Source organism: Chromobacterium fluminis (genome assembly GCF_011602385.1).
Taxonomy (GTDB): Bacteria; Pseudomonadota; Gammaproteobacteria; order Burkholderiales; family Chromobacteriaceae; genus Chromobacterium; species Chromobacterium fluminis.
Map to the genome: position 1 here is coordinate 1 of NZ_JAAOMA010000027.1, position 16803 is coordinate 16803.

16 protein-coding genes are annotated in these 16803 nt (G+C 63.5%); 9 read left to right on the forward strand and 7 right to left on the reverse strand.

Features of this window, described 5'->3' with window-relative positions; genetic code table 11:
- Positions 1 to 66 precede the first annotated feature (66 nt).
- Positions 67 to 486, forward strand: a complete 420-nt coding sequence (locus tag HA052_RS17550) for a nucleoside triphosphate pyrophosphohydrolase family protein (protein WP_081545066.1) — start codon at positions 67 to 69, stop codon at positions 484 to 486.
- 181 nt (positions 487 to 667) lie between these two features.
- Here the strand turns inward: HA052_RS17550 and HA052_RS17555 are convergent, their stop codons facing one another.
- Positions 668 to 1300, reverse strand: coding sequence for a class I SAM-dependent methyltransferase (locus tag HA052_RS17555; protein ID WP_081545065.1), 633 nt, complete (start codon positions 1298 to 1300; stop codon positions 668 to 670).
- 144 nt (positions 1301 to 1444) lie between these two features.
- A complete protein-coding gene (locus tag HA052_RS17560; RefSeq protein ID WP_081545064.1) occupies positions 1445 to 2074 on the reverse strand; it encodes a LysE family translocator in 630 nt (209 codons plus the stop codon).
- A 208-nt stretch (positions 2075 to 2282) separates the two neighbouring features.
- Between HA052_RS17560 and HA052_RS17565 the strand changes: the two genes are divergently transcribed.
- On the forward strand, positions 2283 to 3704 hold the full coding sequence (locus tag HA052_RS17565) for an aminotransferase-like domain-containing protein (protein WP_166452878.1): 1422 nt from the start codon (positions 2283 to 2285) through the stop codon (positions 3702 to 3704).
- A 1-nt stretch (position 3705) separates the two neighbouring features.
- Here the strand turns inward: HA052_RS17565 and HA052_RS17570 are convergent, their stop codons facing one another.
- Positions 3706 to 4680: a L,D-transpeptidase gene (locus HA052_RS17570; RefSeq protein WP_166452879.1), complete on the reverse strand. Its 975-nt coding sequence runs from the start codon at positions 4678 to 4680 to the stop codon at positions 3706 to 3708.
- 335 nt (positions 4681 to 5015) lie between these two features.
- Here HA052_RS17570 and HA052_RS17575 point away from each other — a divergent pair, with 335 nt between their 5' ends.
- From HA052_RS17575 to HA052_RS17585, 3 genes are all read left to right on the forward strand, one after another.
- Positions 5016 to 5237, forward strand: coding sequence for a hypothetical protein (locus HA052_RS17575; protein WP_166452877.1), 222 nt, complete (start codon positions 5016 to 5018; stop codon positions 5235 to 5237).
- Between the two features lie 16 nt (positions 5238 to 5253).
- Positions 5254 to 6792, forward strand: a complete 1539-nt coding sequence (gene rlmD / locus HA052_RS17580; protein ID WP_166452880.1) for a 23S rRNA (uracil(1939)-C(5))-methyltransferase RlmD — start codon at positions 5254 to 5256, stop codon at positions 6790 to 6792.
- Positions 6793 to 7050: 258 nt separating this feature from the next.
- Positions 7051 to 8235, forward strand: a complete 1185-nt coding sequence (locus tag HA052_RS17585; RefSeq protein ID WP_081545060.1) for a NupC/NupG family nucleoside CNT transporter — start codon at positions 7051 to 7053, stop codon at positions 8233 to 8235.
- 42 nt (positions 8236 to 8277) lie between these two features.
- On the opposite strand, the gene HA052_RS17590 is transcribed toward HA052_RS17585, so the two are convergent.
- Positions 8278 to 9174 (reverse strand): LysR family transcriptional regulator, encoded by an 897-nt coding sequence (locus tag HA052_RS17590; protein ID WP_166452881.1) that lies wholly within the window; start codon positions 9172 to 9174, stop codon positions 8278 to 8280.
- A 95-nt stretch (positions 9175 to 9269) separates the two neighbouring features.
- Here HA052_RS17590 and HA052_RS17595 point away from each other — a divergent pair, with 95 nt between their 5' ends.
- The 3 genes from HA052_RS17595 to HA052_RS17605 all read left to right on the forward strand — a co-directional run bounded on the left by HA052_RS17595 (position 9270) and on the right by HA052_RS17605 (position 13087).
- Positions 9270 to 10460 (forward strand): M20 aminoacylase family protein, encoded by a 1191-nt coding sequence (locus HA052_RS17595; RefSeq protein ID WP_166452882.1) that lies wholly within the window; start codon positions 9270 to 9272, stop codon positions 10458 to 10460.
- Positions 10461 to 10524: 64 nt separating this feature from the next.
- The gene (locus HA052_RS17600; protein ID WP_166452883.1) at positions 10525 to 11703 is read left to right on the forward strand and encodes a porin; all 1179 of its coding nucleotides are present in this window, start codon (positions 10525 to 10527) and stop codon (positions 11701 to 11703) included.
- Between the two features lie 76 nt (positions 11704 to 11779).
- Positions 11780 to 13087, forward strand: coding sequence for an MFS transporter (locus tag HA052_RS17605; RefSeq protein WP_166452884.1), 1308 nt, complete (start codon positions 11780 to 11782; stop codon positions 13085 to 13087).
- 49 nt (positions 13088 to 13136) lie between these two features.
- On the opposite strand, the gene HA052_RS17610 is transcribed toward HA052_RS17605, so the two are convergent.
- Entirely contained in the window at positions 13137 to 14354 is a 1218-nt protein-coding gene (locus tag HA052_RS17610; protein WP_166452885.1) for a 6-phosphofructokinase, read from the reverse strand.
- 302 nt (positions 14355 to 14656) lie between these two features.
- On the opposite strand from HA052_RS17610, the gene HA052_RS17615 reads away from it, so the two are divergent.
- Positions 14657 to 15418, forward strand: coding sequence for an alpha/beta fold hydrolase (locus HA052_RS17615; RefSeq protein WP_166452886.1), 762 nt, complete (start codon positions 14657 to 14659; stop codon positions 15416 to 15418).
- 38 nt (positions 15419 to 15456) lie between these two features.
- Here HA052_RS17615 and HA052_RS17620 read toward each other — a convergent pair whose 3' ends face one another.
- Both HA052_RS17620 and HA052_RS17625 read right to left on the reverse strand, forming a co-directional pair.
- The gene (locus HA052_RS17620; RefSeq protein ID WP_166452887.1) at positions 15457 to 15966 is read right to left on the reverse strand and encodes a GNAT family N-acetyltransferase; all 510 of its coding nucleotides are present in this window, start codon (positions 15964 to 15966) and stop codon (positions 15457 to 15459) included.
- A 63-nt stretch (positions 15967 to 16029) separates the two neighbouring features.
- A complete protein-coding gene (locus tag HA052_RS17625) occupies positions 16030 to 16782 on the reverse strand; it encodes a LytR/AlgR family response regulator transcription factor (RefSeq protein WP_166452888.1) in 753 nt (250 codons plus the stop codon).
- Between the last annotated feature and the right edge of the window lie 21 nt (positions 16783 to 16803).

Consider the following 16803-nt stretch of genomic DNA (forward strand, 5'->3'; position numbering starts at 1 on the left):
TCGCTTGCATCCCGCCCACCCATAAAACACAATATATGGATTATAAATACACAAAGAACCCACATCATGGAAAACTTCTTCACTCTTCGCCGCCACTTCATGAGCCAGTTCGACATTCCCAGCCCGCAGCGGCCGCAATGGCAGCCGCAACAATTGGCGATGTGGGAAACCATGCTGGGCGAAGAACTGGCGGAATTCCAGCAGGCGCTGGCCGATTACAAACGCCAGGACGGCGACGAAACGGAACGAGCGCGGCGAATGGCGGAACTGCTGGCTGAAGGCGTGGACGTACTCAATGTGCTCAGCGGCCTGTTGATGTCGCAAGGCCTGCCGCTGGAGGACATGACGCGGGAAATCCACGCCGCCAATATGCGTAAATGCGTGGACGGCAAGATTGTGCGCCGCGAAGACGGCAAGGTGCTGAAGCCGGCCGGCTGGCAGCCGGCCGACAAGGAGGGGGTGATACGCCGGGCGCTGGAGTCCTGAGAACCTGTTCAAAGTCTGCTGCGCTTCAGCGGTACGGCGTTGAAAACGACTTCAGAATGCTCATGTACCACCTGTACATTCCGCTTCTTCAGCCGTTTCCGCCTTGTCTCGCCCTTGCTCGCGAGACTTTGAACAGGCTCTAAGAGCCTGTTTACGATCTGCTGCGCGGGCGATGCGGCGCTCAATGATCCCGCCGCGCAAACAGCCTGGCAATGCCATGGTAATGCGGCTGGCCATGGCCGACGTCCAAGGCATACTCCTCCTGATAGGCCAGCAGGCTCAACGTCGAGAATTGACCGCGCAACTCTCCCGGCTGGTAGTAATGCTTGACGTAGGAGGCCGTCTCGCTGGCCACCCGGCCCCCGGCGTCGCAGCCCGGATCATCAACCATGAACACCGACACGAACAGATAACCGCCCGGCTCCAACGCGGCGGACATCTGGCGCGCCAGCGCCTCGCCCTCGTCCATGCCCAGGTGATCCAGCGAAGTATTTGCGACGATCAAGCGATAGCGCGCTGGCTCTAGTTCCAGGCCAGCCAGGTCCGCCACCCTGCCGCTCACGTTCAGCCTGCGCTCGTCCGCCGCCTCGCCCAGGCTCGCGATCGCCTCCGCGGAGCCGTCCACCGCCGTCATCGCGAAACCCCGCTGAGCCAGATACAAGGCGTTGCGGCCCTGGCCACAGCCCAGATCCAGGCCGGCTCCGCCGCCCGCCACATGATATTTTTCCAGATACTGGACCAAGGACGGAGACGGTTTATCCCCGTAAAAAGACGTGCTCGAACGATACACGCCGTCAAATCCCGCTGCTGTCATGATGATGCCCCCGTCTCGGCTGCCCGCCTACGACCTACCCCGGCCCGGGTGCGCCCCAGGATACCTGTACGATAGGCCACCTACCCTTTTGGACAGCATAGACAATGTCTGCAGCAAGAACATCCCTATCGATTTAGCTATTCATCAAATCATTTGCGGCAGCGCGTGCAAGGACTGCGCCGGCAGCATTTCCAGCAGCAGCCAGATCGCGGTTCCCGCCAGCATTGCCGCCATGCCGCAATTGAAAACCCGCAACCGGCGCGGCGACGCCAGGAAACGGCGCGCAGCCACGCCGGAGCCCGCCCACAAGGCAATGCACGGCAGGCCGATAACGAAAGTCAGCGCCGCGAACAGCAGACCGGCGTGCCAGGCATTCATCTTGGCCGGCAGAAACACCATCGCGATATTGAAACCCATCAGCCAGACTTTGGGATTCAACCAGTTGAACAGCACCCCACCCCAAAAGCCCATGGGCGCGCCGCCGGCTTCTCCGCTAGCAGGCCCGGAGCGCGCCATGCCCCAGGACAGCCACAGCAGATACAGGCAGCCGGCCATCGCCAGATAAAGCTGCACCGAGGCGATGACGGCGATCAAGCCGCCCAGAAACACCGTCAACAAGCCCACCTGCACCGACAGGCCCAGCGACATGCCCAGCAAGGCCGGTACCGTGCGGGAAAAGCCATGATTGACCCCGGACGAGGCCAACACCAGATTGTTAGGCCCCGGCGTGATCGACATCACCAACAGATAAGTCACCAACGCAACAAAGTTCATTACGGCTCCAAGCCATAACCGGCAGCCGGACAATCCGGACGCGGTTTGTTTTCAATGGTGGCCATGATAACGCCTGGCCCACGATGAATACAGATTCAGAAAAATTGAATTGGAACCATAACAGTTTTATAATTTCAAAACTGTTATGGTCGTTTTTACGGGAAATTGTACCGATGGCGATCCTCACATCTGTCAGCGAGGCCTCTGCATGAGCGACGAACCCCTATACCAGCAGCTAGTCAACGAGTGGATCACCCTTATCCAGACCGGCGTGGTGCAGCCCGGCGAACGGCTGCCCTCGGTGCGCAAGGCCTGCGAAATGCACAAGGTCAGCCCGTCCACCATCCTGCTGACTTACCGCACGCTGGAGGACCGCGGCCTGATCGAGGCTAGGCCGCAGTCCGGCTTCTACGTCAAATCCGCCGCCACCCTGCCGCTGCCGCGCATGCGCCGGCAAAGCGCCGCCCATCACGCAGGCGAAGTGGTGGACCAGATCGAAGCGGTGATGACGGCGCAAACCCGGGAAGATTTCATCGACCTGTCGCTGGCCAGCCCGCGCGGCAGCGACTTCTATCCCACCACCCGCTTCAAGCACATCATGGGACGGCTGCTGCGCCAGCATCCGGAACTGACCACCGACTACCCCTTCCCGCCCGGCTCGGAACGCTTGCGCCGCCAAATCGCCCAGCGCGCGGTCAGTTGGGGCTGCGTACTGGCGGCCGAGGACTTGGTGATCACCAACGGCTGCACCGAGGCGCTGCAACTGGCCTTGCGCGCCTGCTGCAAGCCGGGCGACACCGTGGGGCTGGAATCGCCCACCTATTTCGCACTGCTGCCCACGCTGAAGAATCTGGGCCTGAGCGTGATCGAGATCCCCACCCACCCGGCCAACGGCCTGTCGCTGGACGCTCTGGAATTACTGCTGTCGGAGAAACGGTTGAACGCCGTCGTGGCCATGCCCACCGTGCACAACCCTTTGGGCTGCACCATGCCGGCCGAGGCCAAGCAAAGGCTGGCGGCGCTGGTCAACGAACACCAGGTGCCGCTGATCGAGGACGTGCCGCACGCCGACCTGCACTACGACGGCGCCACCCCGGACGCGGTCAAGGCCTACGACCGCGACGGCTGGGTGCTGCTGTGCTCCAGCTACAGCAAGACGCTGGCCCCGGGCTTTCGCATCGGCTGGATCGCGCCCGGGCGCTTTTTGCGCGAAGTGACGCGACTGAAGTTCGCCAGTTCGCTGGCCCAGCCGCGGCTATTGGAGGAAACGCTAGCGGAATACCTGGAAACCGGCGGCTACGACCACCACTTGCGGCTGATCCGTCGCCATTTCATGAGCCAGATGGAAAGGCTGCGCGGCACCGTCGCCAGTTGTTTTCCGGCGCAGACGCGAGCCACTTCGCCTTCCGGCGGTTGCCTGCTGTGGGTGGAATTGCCCAGCGGAGTGGACACGATGGAGTTGTTCCAGACAGCGCTGGCCGAGCGCATCACCGTCGCGCCCGGCACGCTGTACTCGGCCAAGGGCCGCTATCGCAACTGCGTGCGGCTGTCCTGCTGCTATCCGTGGAACCCTGCGTACGAACGCGCCTTGCGGCGCGTTGGGGAATTGGCGGGAGAGATGGCCGATTGAATCAGGCTGGGCGGCCGTTTCGCGGCGGCTGTCCGCGCACGGCGGCCCGCGAGGAGGACGGGGCCGAGGACGGAGCGACCGCCGGCGCGTGCTGCGGCGCGGATGCCGGCGGCGCGACCTGGGTCGGCAAGGGACCGCCCGGCTCGCGGCTCGCCGGTTCATGCGCAAATTGGGTGTCGTCGGCCTTGCCCGGCGACAACCAGCGCACCACCGCCAAATCGCCGTCCACCTTGGCCTTGGCCACATCCTTGCAGGTCAGGCACACCGGCACGCCCTTGCGCGCTTTCAAGGCTTGATCCACCCGCGCGCCGTACACCACTGCGGACCTCTGCTTCTGCCAGGCCAGCAGCGTTTCCGCCAGCATCGGGAAAGAGGGATCGTCCTGCTTGTAATGGTTGCGATAAGCGGTCAGCCACAGTTCGCCGGCGGCGTCCTGGTTCAGCAGCACGGTCTGATAAGCCACCGTCACCGCGTCGCCGCGGCCCACTGTCCTGGAGAGCAGCAAGGCGTCGTCGTTTTTCATGCGCACGCAGCCATGGCTGCGAAAGCCGGGCACCGAGCCCGGCGCATTGGTGCCATGAAATCCCAAACCCAACTTGGCCTCGCCGAAGCGGATGAACACCGGCCCCAAAGGATTGCTTGGCCCCGGCGGCACCACGGTCTGCACTTCCTTGCCGCTGCGGCGCATTTCTTCCTGGATGGAACGTGGCACATGCCAGGCCGGCGCCTTGTAAATGCCGGTAATGTCGAAGCTGCCGGTCGGCGTCTGGGTCAGCATCTTGCCCACCGCCACCGGATAGATTTTGGACAGCCTGCCATCCTGGTACTGGAACAACCTGGCTTGCGGCAAATTGAGCACCAAATGCAGACCGGTGGGGCTGACTTGCACATCAGGCTCGGGAATCACCGCCGCGCCGACGCCCGTCGCCGCGCTCAATCCCAGCACACCCAACAGCCCAAAACATCGCTTCAACATACCGCACCATATTTGAAATCACTATTGTTCGATTCTAACAGAAAGCGTGAAAAAGCAAGATTCTGACTATTACCAAACGCCTAGCCCCGCCCGGGCCGTCGCTAATATTGTCGGTTTTACGCCAGCATAGCCGGCTTTGGCTCAAAGTTCCGGCCAATGCGCCAAGGGCCAGGCCGTCGCGTGCAGACCAAAGCCGAAACTCGCATGCGCCACAAGGCTGCGGCGTTTTCGCGGCGAAAAAGCCCGCGCCCATCGCCGGCTGCATCCGTAAAAAGAGCGCCGCCGCGCTGGCAAGACCAAACAACAACGCCGATCAAGTATCGCCAGTTGAGCGATTGGTCGAGCAGGCCAGCCTGTCCAACGCCAGCGCCGAAATCATCGCCTACCGCCGCAGCCCTTACCGCGTGCTACTCACCCAGGCGGTGACCGCCTTGCGCACTCGCGGCCTGAACGCCAGGCCGCCGGGCTGGAGGTGGAAACCGGCGCGCCGGCCGGCGCCGACAAAAAACCCCTGCGCGCCGCCGGATAATTTGAGAAAATCGCCGCTTTCCGTTTGATTTTCCAAGCAACACCATGACGCACAAACAGACTATCGCTCAGGTCGAATCGCTGGACCACGAAGGCCGGGGAGTCGCCCACGTCGACGGCAAGACCATCTTCATCGATGGCGCGCTGCCGTATGAAACCGTGGTCTACAGCGCCTACCGCAAGAAGTCGTCCTACGAGAACGCCAACACCAGCCAGGTGCTGAAGGAAAGCTTTCTGCGCACGCAGCCGCGCTGTCCGCATTACGGCACCTGCGGCGGCTGTTCGATGCAACATGTGGAGTTCTCCGCCCAAGTGGCGGTCAAACAAAGGGTGCTGGAAGACAATCTGGCCCGCATCGGCCGGGTCAAGCCGCAACAGGTGCTGACGCCCGTCGCCGGCCCCGCCTGGCATTACCGCCACCGCGCGCGGATGTCGGCGCGGCTGGTGGAGAAAAAGGGCGGCGTGCTGGTGGGCTTCCACGAGAAGCGCTCCACCTACATCACCGACATGAGCGAATGCCACATCCTGCCGCGTCATATCTCTGACCTGATCGTGCCGCTGCGCGAGATGATCTACAAATTGTCGATCAACAACCGCATGCCTCAGGTGGAGCTGGCGGTGGGCGACAGGGTGGACATCCTGGTGTTCCGCAATATGGAAGCCATCAACGACGCCGACCACGCCTTGCTGCGCGCCTTCTCCGACACCCACGGCAGCAAGGAGCGTCCGCTGCAGATGTGGCTGCAGCCCAAAGGCCCGGATACCTGTTATCCGGTCTATCCGCTGGACGCGCCCAAGCTGACTTACAGCCTGCCGGAATTCCGCGTGGAAATGCCCTACTACCCCACCGAGTTCACCCAGGTGAACCCCGAGATCAACGCGGTGATGGTGGCGCGCGCGCTGAAATTCCTGGACCCGCGGCCGGGCGAGCGCATCGCCGACATGTTCTGCGGCATCGGCAACTTCACCCTGCCCATCGCCCGCTCCGGCGCCGAGGTGCACGGCATGGAAGGCAGCCAGCCCCTGGTCAAGCGCGCGGTGGAAAACGCCACCCACAACGGCCTGCAGGACAAGGTCAGTTATGAAATGGCCAATTTGTTCGAAGTCACCGAGGAATCCTTCGCCGCGCTCGGCCGCTTCGACAAGATGCTGGTGGACCCGCCGCGCGACGGCACGGTGCAGTTGTTGAAAGCCATCACCGAAGACACCGCGCCCAAGCGCATCGTCTACGTGTCCTGTAACCCGGCCACGCTGGCGCGCGACGCCAATGTACTGGTGCACACCAAGGGCTACACGCTGAAGGCGGCCGGCATCATCAATATGTTCCCTCACACCGCCCATGTGGAATCCGTGGCCTGGTTCGAAAAGACCGGCCCGTGCAAGAGCCGCAGCGAAATCGCCGCGATCGAAGCCGCCGAGGAAGCCGAGCGCGAAGCGGTGAAGGCCGCCCAGCGCGCGGAGGCGGCGGAGGAAGCCGCCAAGAAAGAGCGGGAATTGGCGGAAAAGGCGGCGGCCAAGCAAGCTCGCCGCGATTATTATTTTGCCGAGCAAGCTCGTCGCGAAGCGGAACAACAAGCGCAGTAGCGCGGAATGAAACAAGCCTCCGGCCATGGCCGGGGGCTTTATTTTTGCCGTCGCCGCGCAGCTTGTTTGATCAAACCGGCTAGTTTGCGACGACGGATAAGCGCACAGTGGCGGGCGAATGCGTTTTACATGGAAGCAGCAATGGCTTCATGTCAAAATTCATCGTTCGCCTCGTCAACAATACCAAGCACACACAGCGGGCGCGCCCGCCAAACGTCGCCGTTCCTGCCTGAAGGACGGCCCATCAAGGCAATAAATATGCACATACTTCAATTCGTCTTCGGACTGCTGGTTGTCTTTCTACTGACCCAAGTGGTGGCGCGCGACCGCAAAAACATCAAGATCCGCTACGTGCTGCAACTGATCGTGGTGGAGTTGGCGCTGGCCTACTTCCTGTTGCACTCCAGCTACGGCCTGACCCTGGTGGGCGGCGTGGCCGGCGTGTTCGACAAGCTGATGAGCTACGCCGGCGAAGGCACCAACTTCGTGTTTGGCGGCCTGCTCAATCAGGGCGAGTTCAGCTTCTTCCTCAAGGTGCTGATGCCCATCGTCTACATCTCGGTGCTGATCGGCATCCTGCAGCACATCCGCGTGCTGCCCTGGGTGATACGCGGCATAGGCTGGGTGCTGGCCAAGATCAGCGGCATGGGCAAGATCGAGTCCTTCAACGCCGTGGGCTCCATGATCGTGGGCCAATCCGAGAACTTCATCGCCTACAAGAACATCATCGGCAGCTTCTCGGAAAAGCGCATGTACACGCTGGCCGCCACCGCGATGTCCACGGTGTCGATGTCCATCGTCGGCTCCTATATGCAGATCATCCAACCGCGCTTCGTGGTCACCGCGCTGATCCTCAACCTGTTCAGCACCTTCGTCATCCTGTCGCTGATCAACCCCTACGACGCCAGCCAGGACGACGACGAGCTGATCAGCGCGGAAGCCTCCCACCGCATGTCCTTCTTCGAAATGCTGGGCGACTACATCATGGCCGGCTTCAAGATCGCCGTGATCGTCGGCGCGATGCTGATCGGCTTCATCGCGCTGATCACCACCGTCAACCATATCTTCGACGCCGTCTTCGGCGTGAACTTCCAGTACGTGCTGGGCTATGTGTTCTACCCCTTCGCCTGGCTGATGGGCATCCCGGCCGCCGACATCATGCCGGCCAGCAGCATCATGGCCACCAAATTGGTGACCAATGAATTCGTGGCGATGATGGAATTGAAAAAGCTCACCGCTCAGCTGTCGGAATACACCATAGGCGTGATTTCCATCTTCCTGGTGTCCTTCGCCAACTTCAGCTCCATCGGCATCATCGCCGGCGCGGTAAAAGGCCTGGACGAGGAACGCGGCAATATGGTGTCCCGCTTCGGCCTGAAACTGGTGTACGGCTCCACCCTGGTCAGCATTCTGTCGGCGCTGATCGGCGGCCTGGTGCTGTAAACCCTTCTCCCGCCAACGGGCCCGGCCGATGCCGGGCCTTTTTCATGCCAGCGCCGCGCGAATGCATTCCATCATGCGATCGGCCGCCCGGCTCATGATCGCCCCCTCCCGCTCCAAAAGCATCAAGGTCAAGCCCGGCGGGCGTACTTCCAAATTCAGCTCCGAGAAGCGCTGAGCGGTCAAGGTGGCGCGCATGCCCAGGGAAGACATCGGCACCACCATGTCCATCGCCATCAGCAAACCGCAAAAAAGCACATTGGACGTGCAGCAAGTGATGCGCTCCGGCGGCGGCAGCCCCTCCTGCGCAAACAGCGACTGGACAAAACGCGGATACATTCCGCTGGCGTCGGCGTGCATCCATTCCGCGCCTTGCAGCTCCGACAGGCTGCGCGCCTGGCTCAGCGGGCTTTCGCTGCGCACCGCGAAGGTGGTGGCAAACTCGTAAAGCGAGGTGCTCAGCACATGGGCGCTCTCCGGCGGATCGACAAAAGCGCCCAACGCGAAATCCAGCTGGCCGCTGCGCAGGCCGTCCAGCATTTGCACGGTGTCCAACTCCAGGAAACTCACCTGCACATCCGGATGGAAGCGGCGAAAAGCGAGAAAAGCCGCCGGCAACAGCTCCAGCCCCGCCAATGGCGTCATCCCTATCCGCAAACTTCTCTCACGCCCAAAACGCAAGCGCTCCATCTCCTGCTGCGCCCGTTCCAGCTCTCGAATCACCAGCCGCGCATACCCCAGCAACACCTGGCCGGCCTCGGTCAACGCCGCGCCTTGGGCGCTGCGCAACAACAAGGGCACGCCTTGCTCCATTTCCAGCTCGCGCAAGGCCTTGGTGATGGCGGGCTGACTGACGCACAAAGCTCGCGCCGCCGCATTGATGCTGCCCTGGTCCGCCACGGCGGCCAACGCTCGCAATTGATGTTGCTTCAACAGGCTCATGGCAATAACCCCTATTTATAACCATCAAGATTCGTGCTTATACACGTGAGAAAGTTTTGCTTAGGATCGAGTGCGTTCCCACTCAGGAGTTCGTCATGGCTCACGCATCCTCCCGTTTCATCCTCCCGGAAATCCTGCAACATAAAGACGCCTTCATCGACATCCGCCGTCAGATCCACGCCCATCCCGAGCTGGGCTTTGAGGAGCAACGGACCAGCGAGCTGGTCGCCGCGCGGCTGCGCGAGTGGGGTTACCAAGTCACAAGCGGCGTCGGCAAGACCGGCGTCGTCGGGCAATTGCGCGTTGGCGACGGCCCGCGCTCGCTGGGCATACGCGCGGACATGGATGCGTTGCCCATCCAGGAGGCCACGGGCTTGAGTTACGCCAGCCTCCATGCCGGCAAAATGCACGCCTGCGGCCACGACGGCCATACCGCCATTCTGCTGGCCGCAGCCCATTACCTGGCGCGCAGCCGCAACTTCAACGGCACGCTAAACCTGATTTTCCAGCCGGCGGAAGAAGGCTTGGGCGGTGCGCTGGGCATGCTGGAGGACGGCCTGTTCCAACGCTTTCCCTGCGACGCCGTCTTCGCGCTCCATAATGCTCCCGGCTTGCCCGTGGGCAGCTTCGCGCTGAAAGAAGGCCCCATGGCCGCGTCCTCCGACAGCGTGGACATCCGCCTTTCCGGCAAAGGCGCCCACGGCGCCATGCCCCATTTCGGCCGCGACCCCATCATGGCCGCCGCCGCCATCGCCATGGCCTTGCAAACACTGGTCTCGCGCAACATCCCCGCCACCGAAGCCGGAGTGGTCAGCATCGGCGCCCTGCACGCCGGCCATGCCCACAATGTGATCCCGGAGCACGCCGACCTGAAACTCAGCGTGCGGGCGCTCAGCCACGACACGCGGCACATCTTGCAACAACGCCTGCACGAGTTGGTTCAGCTGCAAGCCCAGAGCCTGGGGGTTCGCGCCGACATCGACTATCGCCGCATCTCTCCGGTACTGGTGAATACGCCGCGGGAAACCGGAATGCTGGCGGATTTGATTCGCGAGCAGGCGGGCGCGGAATGCCTGCTCCAACCGCCGCAGGGCATGATGGGCAGTGAAGACTTTGCCTGGATGCTGGAAAAAGTGCCCGGCTGCTATGTGCTGCTGGGCAACGGCGTCGACAGCCGCGGCGGCTGCATGGTGCACAACCCCGGCTATGACTTCAACGACGCCGCCTTGCCTATCGGCGCCTCGCTATGGGCGCGGCTGACCGAAAGCTATCTGCGCGTCCAATAGCGCCGCCGAGGCCCCTATCGCTCCTGACCGACCACCGTAGCACACCCTACTCGGGAGAAACGTGATGCCAAGACTTCCTCTGCTGCCAGGCCTGGCGGCAAGCTTGCTCCTGCCCGCGGCCTACGCGGAGCCCTTCCTGCTCTCCCGTCTCTACGGCCTGCCTCAATATAACGGCATGCTGAAGAACGGCGGCGTGGCCATGTACGGCGCCATGGATCTGGGCGTCAACTATCAACAGGCGGGCGGCCATCGCAAGTGGCAAGTGCAAAGCGGCGGCGAATGGACTTCCAAGATCGGCATCTTCGGTCGCGAACTGCTGGGCAATGGCTGGAAGGCGGAGTTCAACCTGGAGGCCGGCTTCAATGCCGGTACCGGCGAACCGCAATTACCCGGCGTCACCTTCAACCGCGAATCCTGGCTGGGCCTGGAGGTTCCCGGCTTGGGCACAGTGCGGCTGGGCCGGCAACTGGCCGCCGGCCTGCCGCTATTCGTCGATGTGTTTGGATCGGTGGGCACCAATTCCGCCTACTCCTGGGCCGGCATGGGCGCGGTGCAAACCCCCGGCGGCTTGCGCTTCAACGGCGACCTTGGCGCCGGCTCCACCCAAGCGGAGCCTCGGGTCGGCAACGCCATCAAATGGATATCGCCACGCTGGCGCGGTTTCAACATCGACGTGCTGCACGCCGCCGCCGAACAAAAAGAGCGCCCCGCCCTCGCCAGCCGCAGCATGGTGCTGTCCCACCTGAGCGGCCCTCATTATCTGGCCGCCAGTTACAACCAGACCTGGCAGCCGCTAAGCCGCGGCAGCCCGGACAGCGTGCGCAACGACTTCTATGGCCTGGGCGCGGTCTACGACAGTGGCAGCCTGGTGCTGTCCAGCTCCTTCAACCTGAACCTGCCTCGTCGCCAGGAAAACGGCATCGCCAGGGTCTACACCTTGGGCGCCATCTTGCCGCTCCAACGTCACGTCTACCGCCTCTCCGTCGTCTATCGGGACACCTCCGGCGCGCGCGGCGCGCAACAACAAGCGATGGACAGCTCCGCGCTGGGCCTGATGCTGGGCTACGACTACAACCTGTCCAAGCGCAGCGCGCTCTATTTGCGCGCCGGCGGCATCCGCAATTACGGCGGCTCCACCCTCGTGCTCAACGGCCAGCCGCTGCCCACCGATCCGGCGGGGAATCCCGCAGCCGGCGCCAGCCCAATAGGCCTCTCCATCGGGATGTATCACAACTACTTTTAGACGCCGCCGCCGTCCACACGGCTCCGCATAAGCGAATCACACGGCTTGAAAATAAAACACCAGAGGAGAGCAATAGATGGATAAAGCCACAACCGCCCACGGCGCGCCCCCCAATTCCGCCGACTCAACGCGCGCCCACGGTCATTCACCGCGCCGCACCATCATTGCCGTCTCGCTGGGCAATTGGCTGGAGTTGTACGACTTCACCGTCTTCAGCTTCTTCGCCGTGCTGATCGGCAAGCTGTTTTTCCCGTCCAGCAGCCAGTACGGCTCCTTGCTGATGGCGCTGGCCACCTTTGGCATCGGCTTCGTGATGCGACCGCTGGGCAGCGTGGTGATTGGCCGACTGGCGGACCGAAAAGGCCGCAAACCGGCGTTGACATTGACCATCTGGCTCATGGCGGCCGGCACTTCGCTGATCGGCCTGGCGCCCACCTATGCCGACATCGGACCCGCCGCCCCGCTGCTGATCGTCGTCGGCCGCCTGCTGCAGGGCTTTTCCGCCGGCGGCGAAGTCGGCGCCGCCACCAGCTTCTTGATGGAATCCGGCCCCAGCCGGCGACGCGGCTTTATGGTGAGCTGGCAAATGGCCAGCCAGGGCGCGGCCGTTCTGGCCGGGGCGCTCAGCGGCGCACTGCTGAACCACTTTCTCAGCCAGGAGGCGCTGGAAAGCTGGGGCTGGCGCTTGCCCTTCCTGTTAGGGCTGTTGATTGCCCCGGTCGGCCTGTATATCCGCCGCCACCTGGATGAAACCCATCATCAGGACGCGGCGCCGCAACAAAGCCTGGGCTCCTTGATCCGCGCCCAGCGCCGCACCCTGCTGCTGGGCGGCCTGCTCATCCTGGGCGGAACCGCCAATATGTATGTGGTGGCGCACTATATGCCGTCCTACATGATCAAGGTGCTGGGCCTGCCGCCGGCCAACGCGCTGATCACCGGCTGCAGCGCCGGTTTGGCCCTCATGCTGCTGTCCCCTCTGGCCGGCCGCCTGGCCGACCGCTTGCGCCGCCGCAAACCGCTGCTGCTTGGCGTCAACCTGCTCAGCCTGCTAGTGGTGTGGCCCTGCTTCGCCTTGATCCAGGCCCAACCCGGCCTGCCCAGCGCGCTGCTCACCGTCGTCCTGCTCACCAGCTTGCTGACGCTCAGCAGCCCGGCCGGCCTCCTATTGATCATGGAAGCCTTTCCGCGCCGCAATCGGGCCACGGGGCTAGCCATCATCTACGCCAGCGGCGTCACCCTGTTCGGCGGCTTCGCCCAGTTCATCGTCACCTGGCTGATCAGCGTCAGCGGCAGCGTGCTGGCGCCCTCCTGGTATCTGATGTTTTGCACCAGTATCAGCCTGCTGGCCCTGCTCGCCTTCCGCGAACATGAGCGGCGGGATTAAGCGCCAGCAAAAACCCGGCTTCCGCCGGGTTTTTGCTGAATAAGGCCGCTCAAACCTTGGGCCAGGCGATGGGTCGGTAATCCGGCAACCCGTCCTTGAACGGCGGAATCCGCTCGCCCTCCATCAAGGGACGCACATAATCGAGGAAGGCCGGCGTCACGCTGAAACCGTCGGCGCCGATGAACTCCGGCGGCAGCCGCTTCTCCTGATCGCCCACCACCGCCAGCGGCACCTCCTCCACATCCCAGCAATAGGGATGGTTCTGGATGCGCTTGATGCCGGCCATCACCCCGCTTTTGCCGGCCAGCAGCCACTCCACCGCCCGCTCGCCCATGATGTAGGCCTGGCGCACATCCATGCTGGACCCCAAGTGACCGCCGGCTCGCTGCAGATAATCCACCTGCGCCACATGCGCGGAAATGCCGCGTTCGCGCAACAGCAGCTGGGCGATCCAGTGGCCGGCCCCGCCCAATTGCTCATGGCCGTAGACCTCTGATTTCTTGGCCTCGGCGACAAAGCGGCCGTCGGCGTCGGTGATGCCCTCCGCCACAGCGATCGCGCATTGACCAAAGCGCGCCAATCTATCGTCCACCGCGGCGAGGAAACGCTCGGCCTCGAAAGCCACCTCCGGCAGCAGCAGCAAGTGCGGCGCTTCGCGTTCGTTGCGCGCCGCCGCCGCGCAGGCCGCCGCCAGCCAACCGGTGTGACGGCCCATGGTTTCCATGATGAACACCCGGCCCCAACCCATGCTGGTCATGTCCAGGCCCACCTCTCGCATCGCGCTGGCCAGGAATTTGGCTGAGGAGCCGTAGCCGGGGCTGTTGTCTGTGCCCACCAAGTCGTTGTCTATGGTCTTGGGAATGCCCACCACCTTCAGCGGATAGCTCATGTGGCGTTCGAACTCCGCCAGCCGTTCGGCGCAGCCCAGCGAGCCGTTGCCGCCGTTGACCAGCAGATAATGGATGTCGTGCCGGGCCAACACCTCGCGCAGCCGCCTCCAATCGTCGCCGGCCTCGGCAAAGCTCCCTATCATCCGCCGGCTGACGCCGAAGCTGCCACCGGGCATGAAGGCGAGTTGGGCGATGGCTTCGTCCGATACCGCGTCGGTATCGCACAAGCGGTCCTCCAGCAAGCCGGCCAGACCGTCGAAAGCGCCGTACATCGACAGGCCGCGCTGGCGCGCGGTTTCAATCGCGCCCTGCGCGGAAGCGTTCAACACCGCAGTCGGGCCGCCCGACTGCAAATATACGGCACGGGGTTTGGACATCATCGCCACCAGGAGAAATGGAGAATCAAACGGCGCGGCGCGCGGCCGGGCCGGGAATACCACAAACATACCACTGGCCGGAAAGCCGCCTCAAGCCGGACGGCGCCGCCATTCTCCATTTCCTTGACCGACGGCAAATCCGCGCGCAAGTTGCCGCCGCGCTACAGACGGCGGGCTGACCCCGCTTCCCTGTTGGCGCTGGAAAATTCGCGCCCATAATGACTATCAGGAACTGAATTAATTTTTTACTTACAAAAACAATTGGATAGACTACTTTTCGGCGACCGCCGCCGGCTTGCCCCATGACCACCCTGCCCCCAAAGCTCATCGCCGCCATCGACGGCGTCGCCATGGAGTACATCGCCGTCGGCGACGCGACGCCGCCCATCGTGCTGATCAACGACGCCGGCGCCCCGATGGAAAGCTGGTACAAAGTGCTGCCGGCGCTGGAAGCGCTCAGCGGCGTGTTCGCCTACAACCGCTGCGGCATCGGCAACAGCGGCAACGTCCGCGAAGCGCAGACCGCCGCCGCGATGATGGAAACCTTGCGCGCGCTGCTGTTCAAGGCGAACCTGGCTCCGCCCTATGTACTGGTGGCCCACGCGCTGGGCGGCCTGATCGCCAATCTGTTCGCCCGCAGCTACGCCGGCGAAGTGGCCGCCTGCGTGTTGCTGGACGCCGCGGCGCCGGAAGACATCAGCGCGCTGGACGCACGCCAAGGGCGGCTGGGCCAGCTGCTGCGCCGGGCCTTGGACTTGGCCCAGGACCGCGACACCCTGAACGAAACCGGGCACCTGAGACGCAGCGCGGAACAGATCGCCGAAGCGCCGCCCTTCCCCGACATCCCCTTGTTCGTGATCAGCGGCGGCGCGCCGGGTTTGTCCTGGCTGAGCTCCAAAGCAGTGCTGGACGCGCGCGCCGAAGGCCAGCGCCGGCTTGCGGCGCTGTCGCCGCGCGGCCGTCACGTCATCGCCGCCCGCAGCGGCCATTTTCCACAATTCTCCGAACCGGAGCAGGTCATCTCCGCGGTGCGCGACGCGCTGACGGCTATCGCCCCAAGCTAAACACCCCATGACGACGTTGGCGAACACTCCCCGCCGCATCACAAGCGCTTGAAGTAATAGGCGGTGGGACGCAGACGTCCGTCCGGGCTGGCGGCGTAATCCGGGATCTCCCCGCTCTTGCTCCAGCCCAGCTTGCGGTAGACCTCTTCCGCGCCGGAGCCGGCCTCGGTGTCCAGCACCAGCAAACGGATGCCCTGTTTGTGTGCATGATCTTCCAGCGTCGCCATCAATTGGCGCGCCACGCCGCGGCCGCGGCAGGCGGAATGCACCAGCAGTTTCTGCACCTCGGCGCGGTGACGGCCGTTCCCGCGTTGGCAAGGCGCCAACTGCACGCAGCCCAACAACGCCTCGCCCTCCTCCGCCAGCCATAATTGCAAGCCCGCGCCCAGCAGCGCGTCCACCTGCGCCCAATACGCGGCGGCCTCAGCCACCGGCAAGGGCGCGAGAAAGCCCACCGAAGCGCCGCCGGCCACGTTGTCCGCCAGCAGGACGCTCAAGCGCGAGTAATCGCCGGCCGCCAGCGCCGGCGCGAGTCTGATACGCATCATTTCGATCTCCCATTGAATCATGGGCATGGACAAGCAGCTTTCATGCCGGCTGCGACGACCCATTCACATACGCTGGAATAGATGGGCGTAGCTGCGGCTGACTTCCAGCGGCTCCGCATAGCCGCGCAATTGCAGCAGCAGGCCGCGTTGGCCGTCGTCGCGCTTGATTTGTTCGATGGCGTCCACCCGCACCAGGGTGGAGCGGTGAATCTGCCAGAATTCGTCCGGGTCCAGCGCCTGCAACAGCTCCTTGATCGGCATGCGGATCAAGGCCTCGCAACCGACGGCCTGCACCCGGGTGTATTTTTCGTCGGACTGAAAGAACAACACCTCGCCGGTGCTGATCATGCGCAGGCTGTTGCCCACCGAGGCCTTGATCCAACGCAGATAGTCCGGCCGCGCCAGTTGGCGGCTCAACTGCTGCAAGGAGGCCTGCCAGTGCGACGGCAGCGTCAATTGCCGTTGTTCCCAGCGCTGACGCGTGCGCAACAGCCGCTCGTCCTCCACCGGCTTGAGCAGATAATCCACCGCGCCTTCCTCGAAGGCCTTGATCGCGTACTGGTCGTAGGCGGTGACGAACACCACCGGACACAGGCCGTCGATCTCCATCGCGGCGGCGATGCCGTTCTGCACCGGCATGGTGATGTCCAGGAAGGCGAGGTCGGGCCGGTGCTCGCGCACCCGTTCCACCGCCTCGGCGCCATCGTGGGCCTCGGCCGTTATCCTCAACTCCGGCCACACTCTCTGCAAGGCCATGCGCAGTTGCTCGCGCATCAGGCGCTCGTCGTCGGCGATCACCGCGCTTAGTTTCGTCATCAATCGCTGTCCTCCGCCAGG